A 17,038-nucleotide genomic window follows, 5' to 3' on the forward strand; every position below is an offset into this window, starting at 1 on the left:
GCCGAGCGTTTTTCCGCCCTGTCCCGCCTTCCAGTTTCCCCGGAGAAGACCATGCGTCGCCCGCTGATCGCCGCCGCCCTGCTGCTCGCCCCCCTGGCCTTCGCCCTGCCGGCCGCGGCCCAGCAGGTCTACAAATGGACCGACGCCAGCGGCTCCGTGCACTACTCCGACACCCCTCCGCCGAAGGGCGGCGCGTCCAAGAAGATCACCCTGTCCGGCATTCCGCAGTCCTCGCCGTCCGAGGCGCCCCAGCCGGCCAAGGAAGGCAGCGGCCGCGAACAGACCAGCGGCTCCGCCGAGGCGCCGGCCCAGGCGCCGGTGGCCGACACGCCGGACAACCGCAAGAAGCTCTGCACCACGCTCAAGGGCAACCTGGACATCCTGCGCGACAAGAAGCCGGTGGTGGTGCAGGAAGGCAACCAGGCCAAGGTGCTGGACGACGCGCAGCGCAAGCAGCAGCAGTCCACCGCCGAGGCGCAGTACAAGCAGTACTGCCCGAACGAGTAAGCCGCACATCGATTGCCGCGACGTTGAGCCCCTCTCCCCTTGGGAGAGGGGTTGGGGTGAGGGTACGGGCGGAGCGCAAGAGTGATGCGCTCGACTCCGGCCGAACCCTCATCCGGCTGCCGCCACCTTCTCCCGAAGGGAGAAGGGTTCGCCTTGGGAAGATCGAGGAAATCAGGCCAATCGGGAATCGCTATACTCGGCTTCTTTACCCGCCGGAACGCCACCCGCATGCGCCTCAGCCAATACCACCTGGCCACCGTCAAGGAAGTGCCCGCCGACGCCGAGATCGCCAGCCATCAGCTGATGCTGCGCACCGGCATGATCCGCAAGCTCGCCGCCGGCCTGTACACCTGGGCGCCGCTGGGCCTGCGCGTGATGCGCAAGGTCGAGAACGTGGTGCGCGAGGAAATGGACCGCGCCGGCGCGGTCGAGCTGCTGATGCCGACCATCCAGCCGCGCGAGCTGTGGGAAGAAACCGGCCGCTGGCAGAAATTCGGCGGCCAGCTGCTGAAGATCAAGGACCGCAAGGAGCAGGAGTTCTGCTACGCGCCCACCGCGGAAGAGGTGATCACCGACTTCGCGCGCAACGAGCTGAAGAGCTACAAGCAGCTGCCAGTCAACTTCTATCAGATCCAGACCAAGTTCCGCGACGAGATCCGCCCGCGCTTCGGCGTGATGCGCGCGCGCGAGTTCGTGATGAAGGACGCCTACTCCTTCCATCTCACGCAGGAATCGCTGGGCCAGACCTACCAGGCCATGTACGACGCCTACGCGCGCATCTTCACCCGCCTGGGCCTGAAGTTCCGCGCGGTGCAGGCCGACACCGGCGCCATCGGCGGCAATGCCAGCCACGAATTCCAGGTGCTGGCCGATACCGGCGAGGATGCCCTGGTGTTCTCGGATGGTTCCGATTACGCCGCGAATATCGAGAAGGCCGAGGCGCTGGCGCCCACCGCCGCGCGCCCTGCTGCTTCCGCGGAACTGAAGCGCGTGGACACGCCCACGCAGAAGACCATCGACGAAGTGGCCGCCTTCCTCAAGGTCGAGCCCAGCCAGTGCGTCAAGACCATCCTGGTCCAGGGCAGCAAGGGCCTGGTCGCGCTGTGCGTGCGCGGCGACCACGAAGTCAACGAAGTGAAGGCCGGCAAGCTGGCCGAGATGCCGGGCGAATCGGTGCTCGCCACCGAGGCGGAGATTCTCGCCGTCACCGGCACCCGCCCCGGCTTTATCGGCCCCGCCGGCCTGCCGGCGGAGATCCCCGTGATCATCGACCGCAGCGCCGCCGTGCTGGCGGACTTCGTCTGCGGAGGCAACCAGGACGGCACCCACTACACCGGCGCCAACTGGGAACGCGATGCCCGCGTCACCCGCGTGGAAGACATCCGCAAGGTGGTCGAAGGCGACCCTTCGCCCGACGGCAAGGGTGCCCTGCGCATGGGCCGCGGCATCGAGGTGGGCCACGTGTTCCAGCTCGGCGGCAAGTACGCCGAAGCGCTCAAGGCCACCGTGCTGGACGAGAACGGCAAGGCCCAGGTGATGCTGATGGGCTGCTACGGCATCGGCGTCAGCCGCATCGTGGCCGCCGCCATCGAGCAGTGCCACGACGAGGCCGGCATCATCTGGCCGCAGGCCATGGCGCCCTGGCGCGTGGCCGTGTGCATGATCAATCCCAAGGGCCTGCCCGAGGTGACCCAGGCCGCCGAGACGCTGTACGCGCAGTTGCAGCAGCGCGGCATCGAGGTGCTGCTGGACGACCGCGGCCTGCGCCCCGGCGCGATGTTCGCCGACATGGAGCTGATCGGCATCCCGCACCGCGTGGTGGTCAGCGAGCGCGGCATCGCCGCCGGCACCCTGGAATACCGGGCGCGTAATGAGGCGGAAGCCCGGGCGATTAATACCGAGGAATTGTTCTCCCTGCTCGGCTGATTCTTTCCGGGTGAAGTGTGCGCAGAACGGCCGCCTTGTGCGGCCGTTCTCATTTTGTGGCGCGCAAGGCATGAAAACCGGCAGCCAGGCCAGGCCGCCCTGCCCTATTACGGGTTAATCATCCGCTTCCGAATTAGGAATCGGATGAATAATGCCCCGTAAAGCTGGCGCGACTGCATTACCGGGGAATAACTCCGGTATTTTGCAATTCCGGAACGGATCATCCAGAATCCCCCGCGCAATACCGATTCGAAACATTGCACCTAAAACAACCATAATGCCGTTAATGGCTCATCACCCGGGAGTAGTCATGGCTGTCGATATCAAGAATCTCAACCATAACCAGCTCAACGACCTGATCGCCAAGGCGCAGTCGCGCCAGACCGAACTGCGCAAGGACAAGGTCGTCAAGCTGCGTGAAAAGATCCACGCCCTGATCAAGGCCGAAGGCTTCGCGTTCGACGACGTGTTCGGCCAGGGCCGCGCGGCCAAGGGCCCGCGCAAGAGCGGCGGCATCGTGCCGCCGAAGTACCGCAACCCGCTCGATGCGGAGCAGACCTGGTCCGGCCGCGGCAAGCGTCCGCGCTGGTTCAACGACGCGCTGAAGGCGGGCAAGAAGGAAAAGGATCTGGCGATCTGATCGCCGCGCTCCGCGTAAAAGAAAACGCCGGCCTTGCGCCGGCGTTTTTCTTTTCCATTCGCATCATTCGAAGTGCATCGTTTATGCAACATGGAACATCCGTGGCACGTCGCCGCAGCACGATTAACCCGTCCGGTTAATCGCCGCCGCTACAGCGAACGCCGCGGCGCCACCAGCAGATCGCCGAACAGCAAGCCGGCCACCAGCGAAATCAGCAGGGTCACCAGCAATACGCCGGTATCGAAACCCAGCACCGTATCGCGCTCCAGCAGATACGACACGCTGCGGAAACTTACGCTGCCGGGCACCAGCAGGATAATCCCCGGCTCGCGCACCACCGCGCCCGGCCGATGCGCAAAGCGCGCATAAACATTGGACAGCGCGCCCAGCAGAAAGCCGCCGAGAAACACGCCGAACGGCGCCGCCGGCAGATGCCCCGCGACCAGGCCGCCCCAGCGCGTGGACACATAACCCACCACCACCGCGCCCATCACCACCAGCCAGTCGCGCCGCGCCGCGCGGAACGCCATGGCGAACGCGATCGCGGCGACCAGCAGCGCAGGCAGCTCGGTCCAGGCGGGCAGCGGTGGCAAGGAGAAGTCGCGCGGATAGATGCCGACCGCAGCGCACAGCTGCGCGCCGGCGACGGTGCCGAAGGTCAGCTTGAGCAAGGTAGCGAGCGCACCGCCCATCCTGGCCATGCCGGCCACCAGATGCTGGCTGGAAATCTCGCGCACGGCAGTGGTCAGCGCCATGCCGGGCATCAGCATGATCAGGCCGGCCAGGATCACCGACTTGATCGCCAGCGGCACCACCAGCGCGCTGACCAGGATCGCGAACACCGTGCCGACCAGCGCGCAGATCGCCTCGCTCGCCACCGCCAGCCGCGGGCGTGTGGCCGACAGCACGCTGATGGTGCCGATCATCAGGCCGATCACCGCGGTGGTCAGCAGGTCGGCCCAGGAGCTGTGCAGCAGCAGCGCGACGATGCTGGCGGCAGCCAGGCCATAGCTGGCGATCACGCCGGCCTGGGCGCGGCGCGTATCCGGCCGGCCCAGTTCGCGCAGTAGGCGGAAGCCTTCGCGCAGTTCGATCTGGCCGGCGATCACCTGGTCGGCGATCAGGTCGGCCTGGCACAGGCGCGCCAGATTCACGTCGCCCGGCGGCAGGCGCATCACCTGGGTGACCTGGGCGACGCCGTCGTCGCCCTGCGCCTGGTCGGAAAAGGAAATGATGATGGCGGTCGGGCTGGACCACACTTCCGCTGCCAGCCCCAGCCGCGTCGCCGAGCCTGCGATGGCCATTTCCAGGCGCGGCGCCGAGGTGCCGTACTGGTGCAGGCGCCGCGCCAGCTCCACCAGGAAGGCGATGCGCGTGTTCAGCGCCGCGGTGGCGAAGTTCAGCGTGGGCGCGGCGAAGCCGGCGGGCGAGGAAGGCGGGAAGCTCATGCCCGCATTCTCACCCGGAAGGCGCCGGCTTGAATACGTTTGGCCGTCCGAACGGCGGCCTCACGCGGCCGGCTTCACCTGCAGCGTATTGCCTTCCACCGCCACCACCTCGACGGTCGCGCCGGCCGGCAGGTCCGGCCCGTTCACCAGCCACAGGCCGTCGCCCACGCGCGCCTTGCCGCGGCCGTTGACGATGGCCTCGGCCAGCACGTACTGCCGGCCGATGTTCTGCTCGCCGCGGCGGTTGAGCCGCGACTCGCTCTGGTCGGTGCGCCGCATGCGCGGGCGCACCTGGTACCAGTAGATCGCGCAGGACAGAAAGGCCAGCACCACGAAGGCGATCGCCTGCGCCAGCATCGGCAGCGGCGCCACCAGCACCAGCAAGCCGGTGGCCGCCGCGCCGATGCCGATCCACAGCAGGAAATAGCCCGGCAGCAGCACTTCGGCGCCGATCAGCACCAGGGCGACGATCCACCACAGGTAATGCGTTGCGATATCGGGAAACATGGCTAACCCCCTTCGACGATGCGGCGCTTCAGACCGGCGGCGGCGTGCGGCGCACCGTGTTCTTCTCCTGCTGCTGGCCCAGCGACTCCTTGGCCAGCTCCGCGATGCCGGCCAGCGAGCCGATGATGCCGGTGGCTTCGACCGGCAGCAGCAGCATCTTCTGGTTGGGCGAATGCGCCATCTCCTTCAGCGCCTCCACGTACTTGTTGGCGACGAAGTAGTTCAGCGCATTGACGTCGCCGTTGGCGATCGCGTTGGAAACCAGCGTGGTCGCCTGCGCCTCGGCCTCGGCCAGGCGGATGCGCGCCTCGGCTTCGCGGAACGCGGCTTCCTTCTTGCCTTCCGCGGAAAGGATCGCCGACTGCTTCTCGCCCTCGGCCTTGAGGATCGCCGACTGGCGCAGGCCTTCTGCTTCGAGGATCTGCGCGCGCTTCTCGCGCTCGGCCTTCATCTGGCGCGCCATCGAATCGACCAGGTCGCGCGGCGGCGCGATGTCCTTGATCTCGATGCGGTTGACCTTGACGCCCCACGGATGCGTGGCCTCGTCGACCACGCGCAGCAGCTGCGCGTTGATCGCATCGCGCTGGCTCAGCGATTCGTCCAGATCCATCGAGCCCAGCACCGTGCGGATATTGGTCATGATCAGCGCCAGCGCGGCCTGTTCCAGGTTGGACACTTCATAGGCGGCCTTGGCCGCGTCCAGCACCTGGTAGAACACCACGCCGTCCACGCGCACCACCGCGTTGTCCTTGGTGATGACGTCCTGCGAGGGCACGTCGAGCACCTGCTCCATCATGTTCACCTTGCGGCCGACGCTATACATGATGGGAATCAGGAAATGCAGGCCCGGCGTGAGCGTATGCGTGTACTTGCCGAACTGCTCCACCGTCCATTCGTAGCCTTGCGGCACGATGCGTACCAGCTTGGCGATCATGATGACCGCGACCACCACGACCACCAGCGCTAAAAGCGAACCCATGGCCCAACCTCCTGTCCGTGACGATGGCGCGGAGTATAGGGGAGGTCCAGGCAGGGGGCGGTTACGTTATGACGTCACTGTGCGCAAGGACGTCAGGCCAGCTTCAACGGCAACAACAAACTAACGCGCAGGCCGCCCTGCTCGCGATTGGCGAGCGTGATGCGCCCGCCATGCGCCTCGGCGATTTCGCGCGCCAGGGCCAGTCCCAGGCCGGTGCCGGAACGCTTGGTGGAATAGAACGGCAGCAGCGCCTGCGCCAGCACGGTCTCGCTCATGCCGGGGCCGCGGTCGGCCACTTCGATGCGCACGTCGCGGCCGATCACCGTCAGCGACAGGCTCACGCCGTCTTCGGCGCTGCCGGATTCGTGCGCGTTCTTCACCAGGTTGATCAGCACCTGCTCGATCTGCCCCGCATCGAACCAGCCTTCCTGCTCGGGCAGGCTGCCTTCCACGCGGAACCTGCAGTGCAGGGCCAGGCTGTCCAGGAACGGCCGCCACGGAATCGACACCGGCTGCGGCGCCGGCAGCTTGGCGAAATTGGCATAGCCGGCGATAAAGCCATGCAGATGCCGCGCGCGTTCGCCGATGGTGGCGAACACGCCGGGCAGGCGTTCGGTCTGGCCGCGGCGCGCCAGCTCCGCGCCGGAATGCGCGAGCGAGGAGATCGGCGCCAGCGAGTTGTTCAACTCGTGGCTGATCACGCGGATCACGCGCTTCCACGTCGCCACTTCCTGCCGCGACAGCTCGCGCGTCATGCGGCGGAACAGCTGCAGCCGGTGCGGACGTCCCTGCAGGCGGAAGCTGCGCTGCGAGAGATGGAAGGTCTCTTCGCTGCCATCCATCTCCACCGTCAGCAGCGCATCCTCGCCGCCTTCCACCGCGCGGCGCAGCGCGTCGGGCGCGTCGGCCAGCAGTTCCATGAAATCCAGGCCGTGCAGCGTGCGCCCTTCGTTGAACAGATGGCGCGCGGCGATATTGGCGTAGGTGACGCGACCGATGCTGTCGGTCAGCACCAGCGCCACCGGCGTGTTCTGCACCACCGTGTCCAGCAGCAGTTCGCGCTGGGCCAGGTTCTGGCGCTGCTCGCGCAGGGTCTGGCCCAGCGCGTTGTGCATGCGGATCAGGTCGCCGAGTTCGTCATGGCGCCGCGCTGCGATGGAGAAACTGAAATCGCCGTCGCGATAGCTGGCCACCGCACCTTCCAGCGCGCGCAGCAGGCGGTTGAGCGGATGCATCACCCGCCCCGCCAGCCAGATCGACAGCGGAATCGCCACGCCCGCACTCACCGCCAGCCCGCCCCACACGCCCAGGTGCGAAGGCGGCTGCACGGTCACGCCGAGGTCGTGCTTCATCCATTGCAGCAGCTGCGGCAATGGCCACTGGGTGATGCCGATGTACAGCAGCGCACCCGACACATAGGCCAGGCACAGCAGCAGCGCCAGGCGCGTCTGCAGGGTGTCGAGGCGTCGCAGCACTCAGCGGCCCTGGCCGGAGCTCAGCGACCGTTCCTGCTTGCAGGCGGCGTTGGAGGAGTCGCAGATCGTCTGCGGGCCCCGACCGCTGCGCTGCGACGAGCCTTCGACCTTGAAGCGCGACTCGCCGGGCCTGTCGTCCTTGAACCGGAAGGCGCCCTGGCCATCGCGCGTACCGGTGGCCGGGCTGCTGCCATAGGCCACGCTGGACGCTGCCGCCGGCCGCTGCCAGCTGTCGCTCGCCTGCGGCGCGGATTGCGCGTGCGCCGCGAAGGCCGCCACGGTGAAGCCCAACATCATCCATCGACGCATGCTCGTTCCCCAGGAGGCTCAGGATCGCGGCATCTTGATATGCGGTGGGTGCAACGGGCAACCATCTTTAGGCATGGCCGCGCACAACGGTCGTAGGTTGGGGTGAGCCGCAGGCGACTGCGAAGGCAGGATGCCGTAGCGAACATCCGCGTAGCGGATGGCCCGAAGGGCTGGCTGCTGATGCAGCCAGTAACCCCAACACCGGCAGCTTCATGCACCTCGCCATGTTGGGGTTCGCCTGCGGCTCACCCCAACCTACGTGGGTGGTCAGGTGCCCTGGGTGGCCAAACCGTAGCGCTCCATGCGGCGGTACAAGGCCTGCCGCGACAGCCCCAGCGCCTGCGCCGCGCGGCTGACCACGCCGTCGGCCTTGTCCAGCGCCGCCTCCACCGCTTCGCGGCTGGGCTCGTCCAGGTTGCGGTTGGCGGCCGGCGCCGCCTGCGGCAGGTTGAGCAGTTCGGGCTGGATGCGGCCATCGGCCGCCAGCAGCGCGGCGCGCTCGATCGCGTTCTTCAGCTCGCGCACGTTGCCTGGCCACGGGTAGCTGAGCAGGGCCTCGCGCGCGGCGTCGGTGAGTTCCGCGCGGCCGTCGAGGAAATGCTCGGCCAGCGGCAGGATGTCATCGACACGATCGGCCAGCGCCGGCAGGTTCACCTCGATCACGTTGAGGCGGTAATACAGATCTTCGCGGAAAGTGCCGGCGCGGATCATCGCCTTCAGGTCCGCATTGGTGGCGCTCAGCACGCGCACCTTCACCTGGCGCGTGCGGCCGGACCCCAAGCGCTCGAACTGCCCGGTTTCCAGCACGCGCAGCAGCTTCACCTGGCCGGACAGCGGCAGGTTGCCGATCTCGTCCAGGAACAAGGTGCCGCCGTCGGCCAGCTCGAAACGGCCTTCGCGCGCCTTGTTGGCGCCGGTGTAGGCGCCGGCCTCGGCGCCGAACAGCTCGGCCTCGATCAGCTCGCCCGGCAAGGCGCCGCAGTTGACCGCCACGAAGGAGCCGCGCTTCACCGCCGAATTGGCATGCACGATCGCCGCGATGCGCTCCTTGCCCGCGCCATTGGGGCCGGTGATCAGCACCGGCACTTCCGAGCGGGCCACCTGGCAGGCCAGTTCCAGCGTGCGCGCCATGGCCTCGGAGGAGAACACCAGGCCGGTGAGGTCGTAGCGGCGCTCCAGGTCCTCGCGGCGGCGGCGGCGCTCGTTGCGGGCGCGGTTCACCTCGCGGGTGGATTCCGACAGCTCCAGCAGGTTCTCCACCGTGGCCAGCAGCTTGGCGTCGTCCCAGGGCTTGGCCAGGTAATCCGCGGCGCCGGCCTTGACCAGCTCCACCGCGGTTTCCAGGTGGGTCCAGGCGGTCAGCAGGATCACCGGCAGGTCGGTGTGGCGCTGGCGCAGGGCGCGGAACAGCGCGATGCCTTCCTCGCCGGAGGTGGTGTCCGCCGTGAAGTTCATGTCCTGGATGACCACGTCGATGCGTTCGCGCTCGAGCAGTTCCAGGCCCTGCTCCGGCGTCAGCGCAGTCAGCGGGCGGATTTCGTGCAGGGACAGCGCCAGCGAGAGCGCCTCCCCCACGGCGGGGTTGTCGTCGATGATCAGGACGGTACGCATGTGGCTCTTGGGCATGCCGGAACAGATGCATCCTGCCGGCAAAACGTTGTAATGACCATTGGCCTATTCAGCCGTTACGGGGCCGCGTTGGGGTGAACTGGCGCCTTGCCGGCCTTCACGGCGGTGATCCAGGCGTCGGTGCGGGCTTCCAGCACGTCCAGCGGCAGCGCGCCGCCACCCAGGATCTGGTCGTGGAAGGCGCGGATGTCGAAACGCTCGCCCAGTTCCTTTTTCGCCCGCTCGCGCAGCTCCAGGATCTTCAGCTGGCCCATCTTGTAGCCCAGCGCCTGGCCCGGCCAGGTGATGTAGCGGTCGGTCTCGGCCTGGATGTCCGGCTCGTCCTGGCTGGAATGGGCATGGAAGAAATCCACCATCTGCTGGCGCGTCCAGTGCTTGTAGTGCACGCCGGTATCCAGCACCAGGCGGTCGGCGCGCAGCAGTTCGTCGGACAGGCGGCCGTAGTCCGAGAGCGGGTCCTTGTAGAAGCCGATGTCCTTGCCCAGCCGCTCGGCGTACAGCGCCCAGCCTTCGACGTAGGCGTTGTAGCCGGCCTGCTGGCGGAACGGCGGCAGCTTGGGCAGCGCCTGCGCGATCGAGATCTGCATGTGGTGGCCGGGAATCGCCTCGTGGTAGGCGGTCGATTCGATGGTCAGCGTGGTGCGGTCGGCGAAGTCGCCGGTGTTCACATAGACCTGGCCGGGACGCGAACCGTCCGGCGTACCCTGGTGGTATTCGGCGCCGGGGGCTTCCTTCTCGCGGTACTGCTCCACCGCCATCACCTGCACCTTGGTTTTCGGCAGCAGGCCGAACAGCTTGGGCAGTTCCGGCTGCATCTGCGCGATAAAGCCGCGGTAGCGGTTGAGGATGTCCTCGCGCGACGTCGGATGCAGCTTGGCGTCGTGCTTCAGCGCCTCGCGGAAGCTGGCCAGGTCCTTATAGCCCTGCCCCTTGGCGATCGCCGTCATTTCCTCCTCGATGCGCTTCACCTCGGCCAGGCCGATCTCGTGGATACGCTGCGGGGTTTCCTTGGTGGTGGTCATCTGCTCCACGTCGAAGCGATAGATCGCCTCGCCGTTGGCCAGCTGCCACACGCCCGGCTCGGTGCGCCCGTGCGGCGCGTAGTCCTTGGCCACGAACTCGCCCAGCTTGCGGTAGGCCGGGCGCACTTCGTTGTCGATGGCGGCGACGATGGCGTCGTGCAGGCGCTTCTGGTCGGCGGCGGACACCGTCTTGGGGAAATGCTTCAGCGGCTCGGCGAAGGAGTTTTCCTCACCGGCCGGCTTGGCGATGCTGTCGATCTGCCCGACCACTTTTTCCAGCAGATAGCGCGGCGGCATCATGCCGTCCTTCAAACCCTGGCGCGCCACCTCGGTCACCTGCGCCAGCACACGCGGCACGGCGTGCAGGCGCGCGAGGTAGTCCTCGTACTGTTTGGCGTTGTCGAACGGAATGGAGCTGACGAAGCCCGGCAGCTGCAGGTGCATGCCGTTCATCTGGTCCAGCGGCATCTCGTTGAGCTTCAGGTCGTAGCTCTGCAGCGCGTCGCGCAGCTGGCGCACCATCAGCTGCAGATTGAGCTTGTCTTCATCGGAGAAGCCGGTGGTGTCGATCGCCTCGAAGCGCTTGAGGAAATCCGCATTGACCTTGCGCTCGGCCGCCTGGTGCGCCAGCGAGACGTCGCTCCAGCGCGCGTTGTAGCGCAGGTCGCCCAGGATGGTGGCGAACTCCGGCGCGTTCTGCAGCGAGTGCTGCCACTGTTCGGCCAACAGCTTGTTGAGCGCAGCCACCCGGGTGGCAACACCGGCGGGCGCCGCGGCGGCCGCCGGCCCGGCCAAGGTCACCGAGCCCAGCAGGCTCGCGCAGATCATCCAGGACACCCATTTCATACGAACCCCTTGGCTGGCAAAGCGATCCGCGCACTGTAGCGGGCTTGCGGGCTCCTGGGCAGCTCTCGTTGGCTGGCACCGCGTACGAGGCGGCCGGACATCTGGAAAGTTCCGGTTCTCCGTTCTGGGCGCATTCCATACCGTTCGTGGTCGCCCCGTGGTGGCCAATACCACCTGCCTGCCGCAGGCGGCGACCGCCCTCCCTCGCGCTTCATCGCTCAGGCGCGCACCCGGTCCATGGGCATGCCCTCTGTCGAGACCCGGACGACCAAGGATTTACTTCGATGATCAGATACCCATTGACCGCCGCAACCAGGCGAGCCGCCTGCGCGCTGACGCTGCTGGCGGCATCGCCCTGCTTTGCATCGCTGCAGCCGGCGAAAGACGCTCCAGTGGCGGTGAAAACCACTGAGACCTGCCGGGTCCATGCCGACCTGAGTGAAGATTGCACGTATAAAATGCACATGGACATCCTGACAAGTGCGGGCAGGGATACGTTCTCCCAGCTCGACGTGCCCGCACCGCCCAGCCACACCTTGTCCGATATCGAGGCCTATATCATCAAGCGTGACGGCACGCGCAGGCGCTTGCCGGATAGCCATATCGTCAAGAAGTCCGGGACAAGCTCGGAGAAATACATCGACAACAGCACGACTACCATATTCCTGTTTGAGGGCATCGAAGTGGGTGATGCCATCGAATACAGCTTCAAAGAGCACAACAAAGCGACCAAAGAAATCGCCACCTTCCAGCGGAACGTCACGTTCGCGCCAGAGGCGGTTCGCTACGACAGCTTCCATCTCGAATACGTGGCCGACCGCCCCATCATCTTGCGCGGAGAAGAGTTGGATGCCTTCAAGGTGAAATCTTCGGAAGATGGAAAGAAGATCACCATCGACCTCGCCCAGCCGCGTTACTTCGCCATCGAGAACGAAGACGCCTTCATCGTGCGCAAGCTTCCACGCATCGAGCTGGCCTTCAGCGACAAGCTCGACGATCACTACGGCAAGGTAGTCGGCCTCTATAACGAGATCTTGTCCGCACCTTTGCCGCCCGGGGCCGCCATGGAAGTCGAGCGGCTCAAGAACAAGCCGCAGCAAGAACAGATACGGTCCTTGATCAGATTTCTCGCCGATAACTATCGCTACCTGGCCGATTACCGTCTCGATAACCGTGGCCGCATCCCTTTTGATCTTGCCGAGACCGAAAAGAATGGCTACGGCGACTGTAAGGATCTCACCGTACTGTTGACGGCGATGATCCGCAGCCTCGGCATGGACGCCGAGCCCGCCTTTGTAAAGCAGGGCGACTATGCCCCGAACCTGCTCATCCCAGGCTTGCAGGCAGCCGATCACGTGATCGTGCGCGCGACTGTCGATGGCAAGACATGGTGGATCGACGCCACCATTCCGGTCCTGCTGCCTGGATACACGCCTGACAACCTGCAGGATCGCTGGGCCGTCGTGCTGGGCAAGGACGGCAAGCCGAGGCTGGACACCATTCCCCTTGCGGAGGCCAGGATGGAGAACAGCACCACCCAGGAAACGCAATTCCGTCCGGACGGGACGTCGGACATCAACACCAACACCCTGTTCAATGGCGCGCCGCTTCTGAGGCTGATGGCGAAGGAACACGACGAAGGTGCGAATGCCGTCGATCAAGCCTTCTGCGATGGCAACGAGGGATGCATCGTGACCCGGCCTGCCATGGATAAGGTCACACCGCCCTACCAGGTGAAGATCCATTTACCCGAACAGTCTGCGGGCAGCAAACATGAAGGAAAGTACAGCATGAGCCCGGGCGACTATTTCGGGTTCGCCTTGAATGAATTGAAAAGCTATCGCGCAACAGGCGGCATCGGCGATCTCAACGTCGGCGGCCCGACGATTAGCGAGGTGTCGACGAGGATCAGCGGCATCAAGCTCAGTCGAGCCCCGAGCGCCTGCCACGTGCGCTCCCGCTGGGGTGACTATGACGCGGAGTTCCGCCAGGAGGCGAACGGTGTCGTGGCATACAAACTCCGCGCCTCCGAGAAAGTCGCCTGGATTCCCCATGACGATCTGATGAGCGATGAATTCGGCAAGTTCCTGAAACAGGCCGAAGCTTGCTACGAAGGCCTGACCTTCTCGTACACCACCGAGCCATCCGGCAAGTAACCGCCCCGAAGAGCCTGCCTCGCGCAGGCTCTTCGCTTTTCCGCCTCAGCCCGACCGCGTCGCCACCACCGGCGGCACCGCCGCCGCGCGCAGGGCCGGGCCCAGCATCGCGATCCGGCCGAGCGCCCATAGCGCGATGGCACCGATCGGCAGGTAGCGCAACGGCAGGTGCGGCAGTTCGTAGAACTTCATCAGCGCGAAGTTTGGCTGGCAAAGCGATCCACGCACTGCAGCGGGCTTGCGCACTCCTGGGCAGCTCTCGCTGGCCAGCACTGCGCCCATGGCGGGAACGCAAGGTCTGGAAAGTTCCGGTTTTCCGTCCTGGCTGTACTTCGTACCGTCCGCAACCACGCTGCGGTGGTCCATGCCGCCTCGCGGCAACGCGCCCTTACACGTGCTTCATCGTCCCCGCACTCCCCCGCCGGTGCGCCCTAATAACGATCAGGAAAACCAAGGATTTACCTCAATGATGAAATCCCCATTGATCCCCGCCACCCGGCGAGCGGCCTGCGTATTGGCGATGCTGGCAGCAGGACCCTGCCTCGCATCGCTGCAGTCTCCGGGCGACGCGCCGGTAGCGACGAAAATAAAGTCTTCCTGCCGTGTCAATGTCGATGCAAGCACCGACTGCCTCACCACGATGCACTACGACATTCTGACGGCGTCCGCCAGGGACGTACTGTCCAAGGTAGAAATTCCCTCATCGAGTCGAGCAACACAATCCCTCGTCGATGCCTATGTCATCGAGCGCGACGGCACACGCGTACGTCTGCCGAAAGGCCAGATCGTGCGCACATCCGGCCAGGGTCCCGATCAAGGCGTCGACAACAGTACAACGACGACGCTGCTCTTCCAGGGCATCACCGTGGGCAGCGCCATCGAATACACCACCAAGCGGCACGGCAGGCCAGAGAAAGGTATCTCCGAATTCCTTGACTCGGTCGAACTCGACGACTCGCGGCAGCGCTACGACAGCCTTCATGCTGAATACACAGCGGAAAAACCCTTCGTCTGGCGTAGCGAAGGGCCAACCGCGTTTGAGGTAAAGGCTTCGGAAGGCGGCAAAAAGATCGTGATCGATCTGATCAAGCCGTTTTATTTCGGTACCGTCAACGAAACCAACTTCACGGTGCGCAAGCACCCGCGCATCGATCTGTCCTCCAGCGACAAGCTGGAAGACCATTTCGACAAGCTGGTCGCCAACTACAACCGGATCCTGTCCGCGCCACTGCCACCTCAGGCGGCGGCGGAAGTCCTCCGGCTGAAGAACATGACGCGGGAAGAGCAGATCCGATCGTCAGTCGACTTTATCGGCAAGCATTATCGTTATCTTGCCGATTATCGCCTGGATGACCGGGGCCATACACCGTTGAGTCTCGCCACGATTGAAAAGAACGGCTACGGCGACTGCAAGGATCTGACCACCCTGCTCACCGCCATGCTGCGCAGCCTGGGCATCGATGCGGAACCGGCCCTTGTCTGGTTGGGCGACAGTGCGCCAACGCTGCTCATTCCCGGCACCAATAACTCCAATCACGTGATAGTCCGCGTGGCTGTCGATGGCAAGGCATGGTGGGTCGATGCGACATCGCCCGTGCTGTTGCCCGGATATACGCCCACGCAGTTGCAGGATCGCTGGGCCATCGTGCTGGGCAAGGACGGCAAGCCGAGGCTGGACACCATTCCCCTTGCGGAGGCCACGGTGGAGGCCAGCACCACCGAGGAAACGCAATTCCATCCGGACGGGACGTCGGACAGCGACACCAGCACCCTGTTCAATGGCGCGCAGCTTCTGGCGCTGATGTCGATGGAACACGACCAGGGTGCGAATGCCGTCGATCAAGCCTTCTGCACTGACAACAAGAAATGCATCGTGACCCGGCCTGCCAAGGTCACACCGCCTTACCAGGTGAAGATCCATTCACCCGAACAGCCTGCGGACAGCAAGCATGAAGGAAAGTACAGCATGAGCCTGGGCGACTATTTCGAGTTCGCCTTGAATGAACTGAAAAGCTATCGCGCAACAGGCGGCATCGGCGACCTCAACGTCAGCGGCCCGATGATTCGCGAGGTGTCGAGGAGGATCAGCGGCATCAAGCTCAGCCGAACCCCGAACGCCTGCCATGTGCGCTCCCGCTGGGGTGACTATGACGCCGAGTTCCGCCAGGAGGCGAACGGTGTCGTGGCATACAAACTTCGCGCCTTCGATAAAGTCGCCTGGATTCCCCATGACGATCTGATGAGCGATGAATTCGGCAAGTTCCTGGAACAGGCCGAGGCTTGCTACGAAGGCCTGACCTTCTCGTACACCACCGAGCCATCCGGCAAGTAACCGCCCCGAAGAGCCTGCCTCGCGCAGGCTCTTCGCTCCCCCCTCAGCCCGACCGCGTCGCCACCACCGGCGGCACCGCCGCCGCGCGCATGGCCGGACCCAGCACCGCGAGCTGGCCCAGCGCCCACAGCGCGGCGGCGCCGATCGGCAGGTAATACAGCGGCAGGTGCGGCAGTTCGTAGAACTTCATCAGCGCGAGGTTGAGGCCGAAGGCCATGACCATGCCCAAGCCGATGCCGCCGCTGACGATCAGGAAGTTCTCGGTCTGGAAGTAGCGCAGGATGTCGCCGCGGGTGGCGCCGATCGCGCGGCGGATGCCGATCTGCTTGCGCCGCTGCTGCACCCAGAAACTGGCCAGGCCGACGATGCCCAGCGCGGTGACCAGCAGCAGGGCGACGATCACGCCGACCAGCATGAAGGCCATGATGCGGTCCTGCTGGAAGAACTGCGCGCGCAGGTCGCCGATGGTCTGCGAGCCTTCCTGGTCGAGCACCGCGTCCGGCGCCACCTTGGCGACCAGCGCGCGCGCATCGCGCAGCACGCGGTCGATGTCCGCCGGCGGCGCCTTGATCAGATAGCTGCCGGCCAGGCTCGGCCCCGGCTGCGCCGGCACAAAGGCCGACCAGCCCGGCGCGCTGCGCCCGGCCCAGCCCGGCGCGGGCGTGATCAGGTGGTCGACGATGCCGACCACGCGGTACGACCACTTGTCCACCCAGAACACCTTGCCCAGCGGATCGGCGCCCGGCCACAGATGCTCGGCCAGTTCGCGCGCCATCAGCACCGGCGCGGAGCTGGGAAACACGCCGGTGAACGGCTGGTAGTCATCCGCCTGCAGGGCGCGGCCAGCCACCAGCTTCAGGCCCATCGCCTCCGCGCTGCCGGGGCCGCCGAGATACAGCTCGATCACGCCGCCGAACTGCTTGCCTTCCGGATCGATGGTGATGCCGACGCGGCCGCGGTGTTCGCCGAACGGAATCGAATTGAGCACGGTGGCCGACTGCACGCCGGGAATGGCGCCCAAGCCGGCAAGCATGCGTGCGTTGACGTCGCTGGCCTGCTTCTCGTCGAAGCCGCTGATCTGCAGCGTGGCCAAGGACGCCTCTTCCACGCCGCTGTTCACCCGCATCGCGTCCATGCGGTTGGCGATCAGGAAGCAGGCATTGCACAGCACCGCACAGGCCAGTGCGATCTCCAGCGCGATCAGCAGGGTGGCGAGACGGTGCTTGCGCAGCGCGGCCAGGATGGGTTGGATCTCCATGCGC

14 protein-coding genes are annotated in these 17,038 nt (G+C 65.6%); 5 read left to right on the top strand and 9 right to left on the bottom strand.

Going from position 1 to position 17,038, the window contains the following annotated elements; genetic code table 11:
• The first annotated feature begins 51 nt into the window (after window positions 1–51).
• The 3 genes from KK141_RS07000 (at window position 52) to KK141_RS07010 (ending at window position 3,073) form a co-directional block, all read left to right on the top strand.
• Window positions 52–507: a DUF4124 domain-containing protein gene (locus KK141_RS07000; protein WP_214569060.1), complete on the top strand. Its 456-nt coding sequence runs from the start codon at window positions 52–54 to the stop codon at window positions 505–507.
• Window positions 508–735: 228 nt separating this feature from the next.
• Window positions 736–2,433, top strand: a complete 1,698-nt coding sequence (locus KK141_RS07005) for a proline--tRNA ligase (RefSeq protein WP_214569061.1) — start codon at window positions 736–738, stop codon at window positions 2,431–2,433.
• 310 nt (window positions 2,434–2,743) lie between these two features.
• Window positions 2,744–3,073, top strand: a complete 330-nt coding sequence (locus KK141_RS07010; RefSeq protein ID WP_214569062.1) for an H-NS histone family protein — start codon at window positions 2,744–2,746, stop codon at window positions 3,071–3,073.
• Between the two features lie 149 nt (window positions 3,074–3,222).
• On the opposite strand, the gene KK141_RS07015 is transcribed toward KK141_RS07010, so the two are convergent.
• From KK141_RS07015 to KK141_RS07045, 7 genes are all read right to left on the bottom strand, one after another.
• The gene (locus KK141_RS07015) at window positions 3,223–4,521 is read right to left on the bottom strand and encodes a threonine/serine exporter family protein (protein WP_214569063.1); all 1,299 of its coding nucleotides are present in this window, start codon (window positions 4,519–4,521) and stop codon (window positions 3,223–3,225) included.
• 60 nt (window positions 4,522–4,581) lie between these two features.
• A complete protein-coding gene (locus KK141_RS07020; RefSeq protein WP_214569064.1) occupies window positions 4,582–5,028 on the bottom strand; it encodes an NfeD family protein in 447 nt (148 codons plus the stop codon).
• Between the two features lie 28 nt (window positions 5,029–5,056).
• Window positions 5,057–6,007 carry an SPFH domain-containing protein gene (locus KK141_RS07025; RefSeq protein ID WP_168648146.1) on the bottom strand — a complete coding sequence of 317 codons (951 nt, stop codon included), beginning with the start codon at window positions 6,005–6,007 and terminating at the stop codon, window positions 5,057–5,059.
• Between the two features lie 92 nt (window positions 6,008–6,099).
• Entirely contained in the window at window positions 6,100–7,482 is a 1,383-nt protein-coding gene (locus tag KK141_RS07030; RefSeq protein WP_214569065.1) for an ATP-binding protein, read from the bottom strand.
• Window positions 7,483–7,791 carry a hypothetical protein gene (locus KK141_RS07035; RefSeq protein ID WP_214569066.1) on the bottom strand — a complete coding sequence of 103 codons (309 nt, stop codon included), beginning with the start codon at window positions 7,789–7,791 and terminating at the stop codon, window positions 7,483–7,485. It lies immediately after the preceding gene.
• A gap of 267 nt (window positions 7,792–8,058) precedes the next feature.
• Window positions 8,059–9,402 (bottom strand): sigma-54 dependent transcriptional regulator, encoded by a 1,344-nt coding sequence (locus KK141_RS07040; RefSeq protein ID WP_214569067.1) that lies wholly within the window; start codon window positions 9,400–9,402, stop codon window positions 8,059–8,061.
• Window positions 9,403–9,476: 74 nt separating this feature from the next.
• Window positions 9,477–11,288 carry a DUF885 domain-containing protein gene (locus tag KK141_RS07045; RefSeq protein ID WP_214569068.1) on the bottom strand — a complete coding sequence of 604 codons (1,812 nt, stop codon included), beginning with the start codon at window positions 11,286–11,288 and terminating at the stop codon, window positions 9,477–9,479.
• A gap of 284 nt (window positions 11,289–11,572) precedes the next feature.
• Between KK141_RS07045 and KK141_RS07050 the strand changes: the two genes are divergently transcribed.
• Window positions 11,573–13,444 carry a DUF3857 domain-containing protein gene (locus KK141_RS07050; RefSeq protein ID WP_214569069.1) on the top strand — a complete coding sequence of 624 codons (1,872 nt, stop codon included), beginning with the start codon at window positions 11,573–11,575 and terminating at the stop codon, window positions 13,442–13,444.
• A 45-nt stretch (window positions 13,445–13,489) separates the two neighbouring features.
• Here the strand turns inward: KK141_RS07050 and KK141_RS07055 are convergent, their stop codons facing one another.
• Entirely contained in the window at window positions 13,490–13,810 is a 321-nt protein-coding gene (locus KK141_RS07055; RefSeq protein ID WP_214569468.1) for a hypothetical protein, read from the bottom strand.
• 100 nt (window positions 13,811–13,910) lie between these two features.
• Between KK141_RS07055 and KK141_RS07060 the strand changes: the two genes are divergently transcribed.
• Window positions 13,911–15,776, top strand: a complete 1,866-nt coding sequence (locus KK141_RS07060) for a DUF3857 domain-containing protein (RefSeq protein ID WP_214569070.1) — start codon at window positions 13,911–13,913, stop codon at window positions 15,774–15,776.
• Between the two features lie 43 nt (window positions 15,777–15,819).
• Here KK141_RS07060 and KK141_RS07065 read toward each other — a convergent pair whose 3' ends face one another.
• Window positions 15,820–17,034: an FtsX-like permease family protein gene (locus KK141_RS07065; RefSeq protein WP_214569071.1), complete on the bottom strand. Its 1,215-nt coding sequence runs from the start codon at window positions 17,032–17,034 to the stop codon at window positions 15,820–15,822.
• Between the last annotated feature and the right edge of the window lie 4 nt (window positions 17,035–17,038).

Origin of the sequence: Dyella sp. LX-66, assembly GCF_018599165.1 — a bacterium.
Classification (GTDB): domain Bacteria; phylum Pseudomonadota; class Gammaproteobacteria; order Xanthomonadales; family Rhodanobacteraceae; genus Dyella_D; species Dyella_D marensis.

Coding starts and splice junctions, on each gene's coding strand:
- KK141_RS07000 (WP_214569060.1), top strand. CDS start 52: ATGCGTCGCCCGCTGATCGCCGCCGCCCTGCTGCTCGCCCCCCTGGCC.
- KK141_RS07005 (WP_214569061.1), top strand. CDS start 736: ATGCGCCTCAGCCAATACCACCTGGCCACCGTCAAGGAAGTGCCCGCC.
- KK141_RS07010 (WP_214569062.1), top strand. CDS start 2,744: ATGGCTGTCGATATCAAGAATCTCAACCATAACCAGCTCAACGACCTG.
- KK141_RS07015 (WP_214569063.1), bottom strand. CDS start 4,521: ATGAGCTTCCCGCCTTCCTCGCCCGCCGGCTTCGCCGCGCCCACGCTG.
- KK141_RS07020 (WP_214569064.1), bottom strand. CDS start 5,028: ATGTTTCCCGATATCGCAACGCATTACCTGTGGTGGATCGTCGCCCTG.
- KK141_RS07025 (WP_168648146.1), bottom strand. CDS start 6,007: ATGGGTTCGCTTTTAGCGCTGGTGGTCGTGGTGGTCGCGGTCATCATG.
- KK141_RS07035 (WP_214569066.1), bottom strand. CDS start 7,791: ATGCGTCGATGGATGATGTTGGGCTTCACCGTGGCGGCCTTCGCGGCG.
- KK141_RS07040 (WP_214569067.1), bottom strand. CDS start 9,402: ATGCGTACCGTCCTGATCATCGACGACAACCCCGCCGTGGGGGAGGCG.
- KK141_RS07045 (WP_214569068.1), bottom strand. CDS start 11,288: ATGAAATGGGTGTCCTGGATGATCTGCGCGAGCCTGCTGGGCTCGGTG.
- KK141_RS07050 (WP_214569069.1), top strand. CDS start 11,573: ATGATCAGATACCCATTGACCGCCGCAACCAGGCGAGCCGCCTGCGCG.
- KK141_RS07055 (WP_214569468.1), bottom strand. CDS start 13,810: ATGGACCACCGCAGCGTGGTTGCGGACGGTACGAAGTACAGCCAGGAC.
- KK141_RS07060 (WP_214569070.1), top strand. CDS start 13,911: ATGATGAAATCCCCATTGATCCCCGCCACCCGGCGAGCGGCCTGCGTA.
- KK141_RS07065 (WP_214569071.1), bottom strand. CDS start 17,034: ATGGAGATCCAACCCATCCTGGCCGCGCTGCGCAAGCACCGTCTCGCC.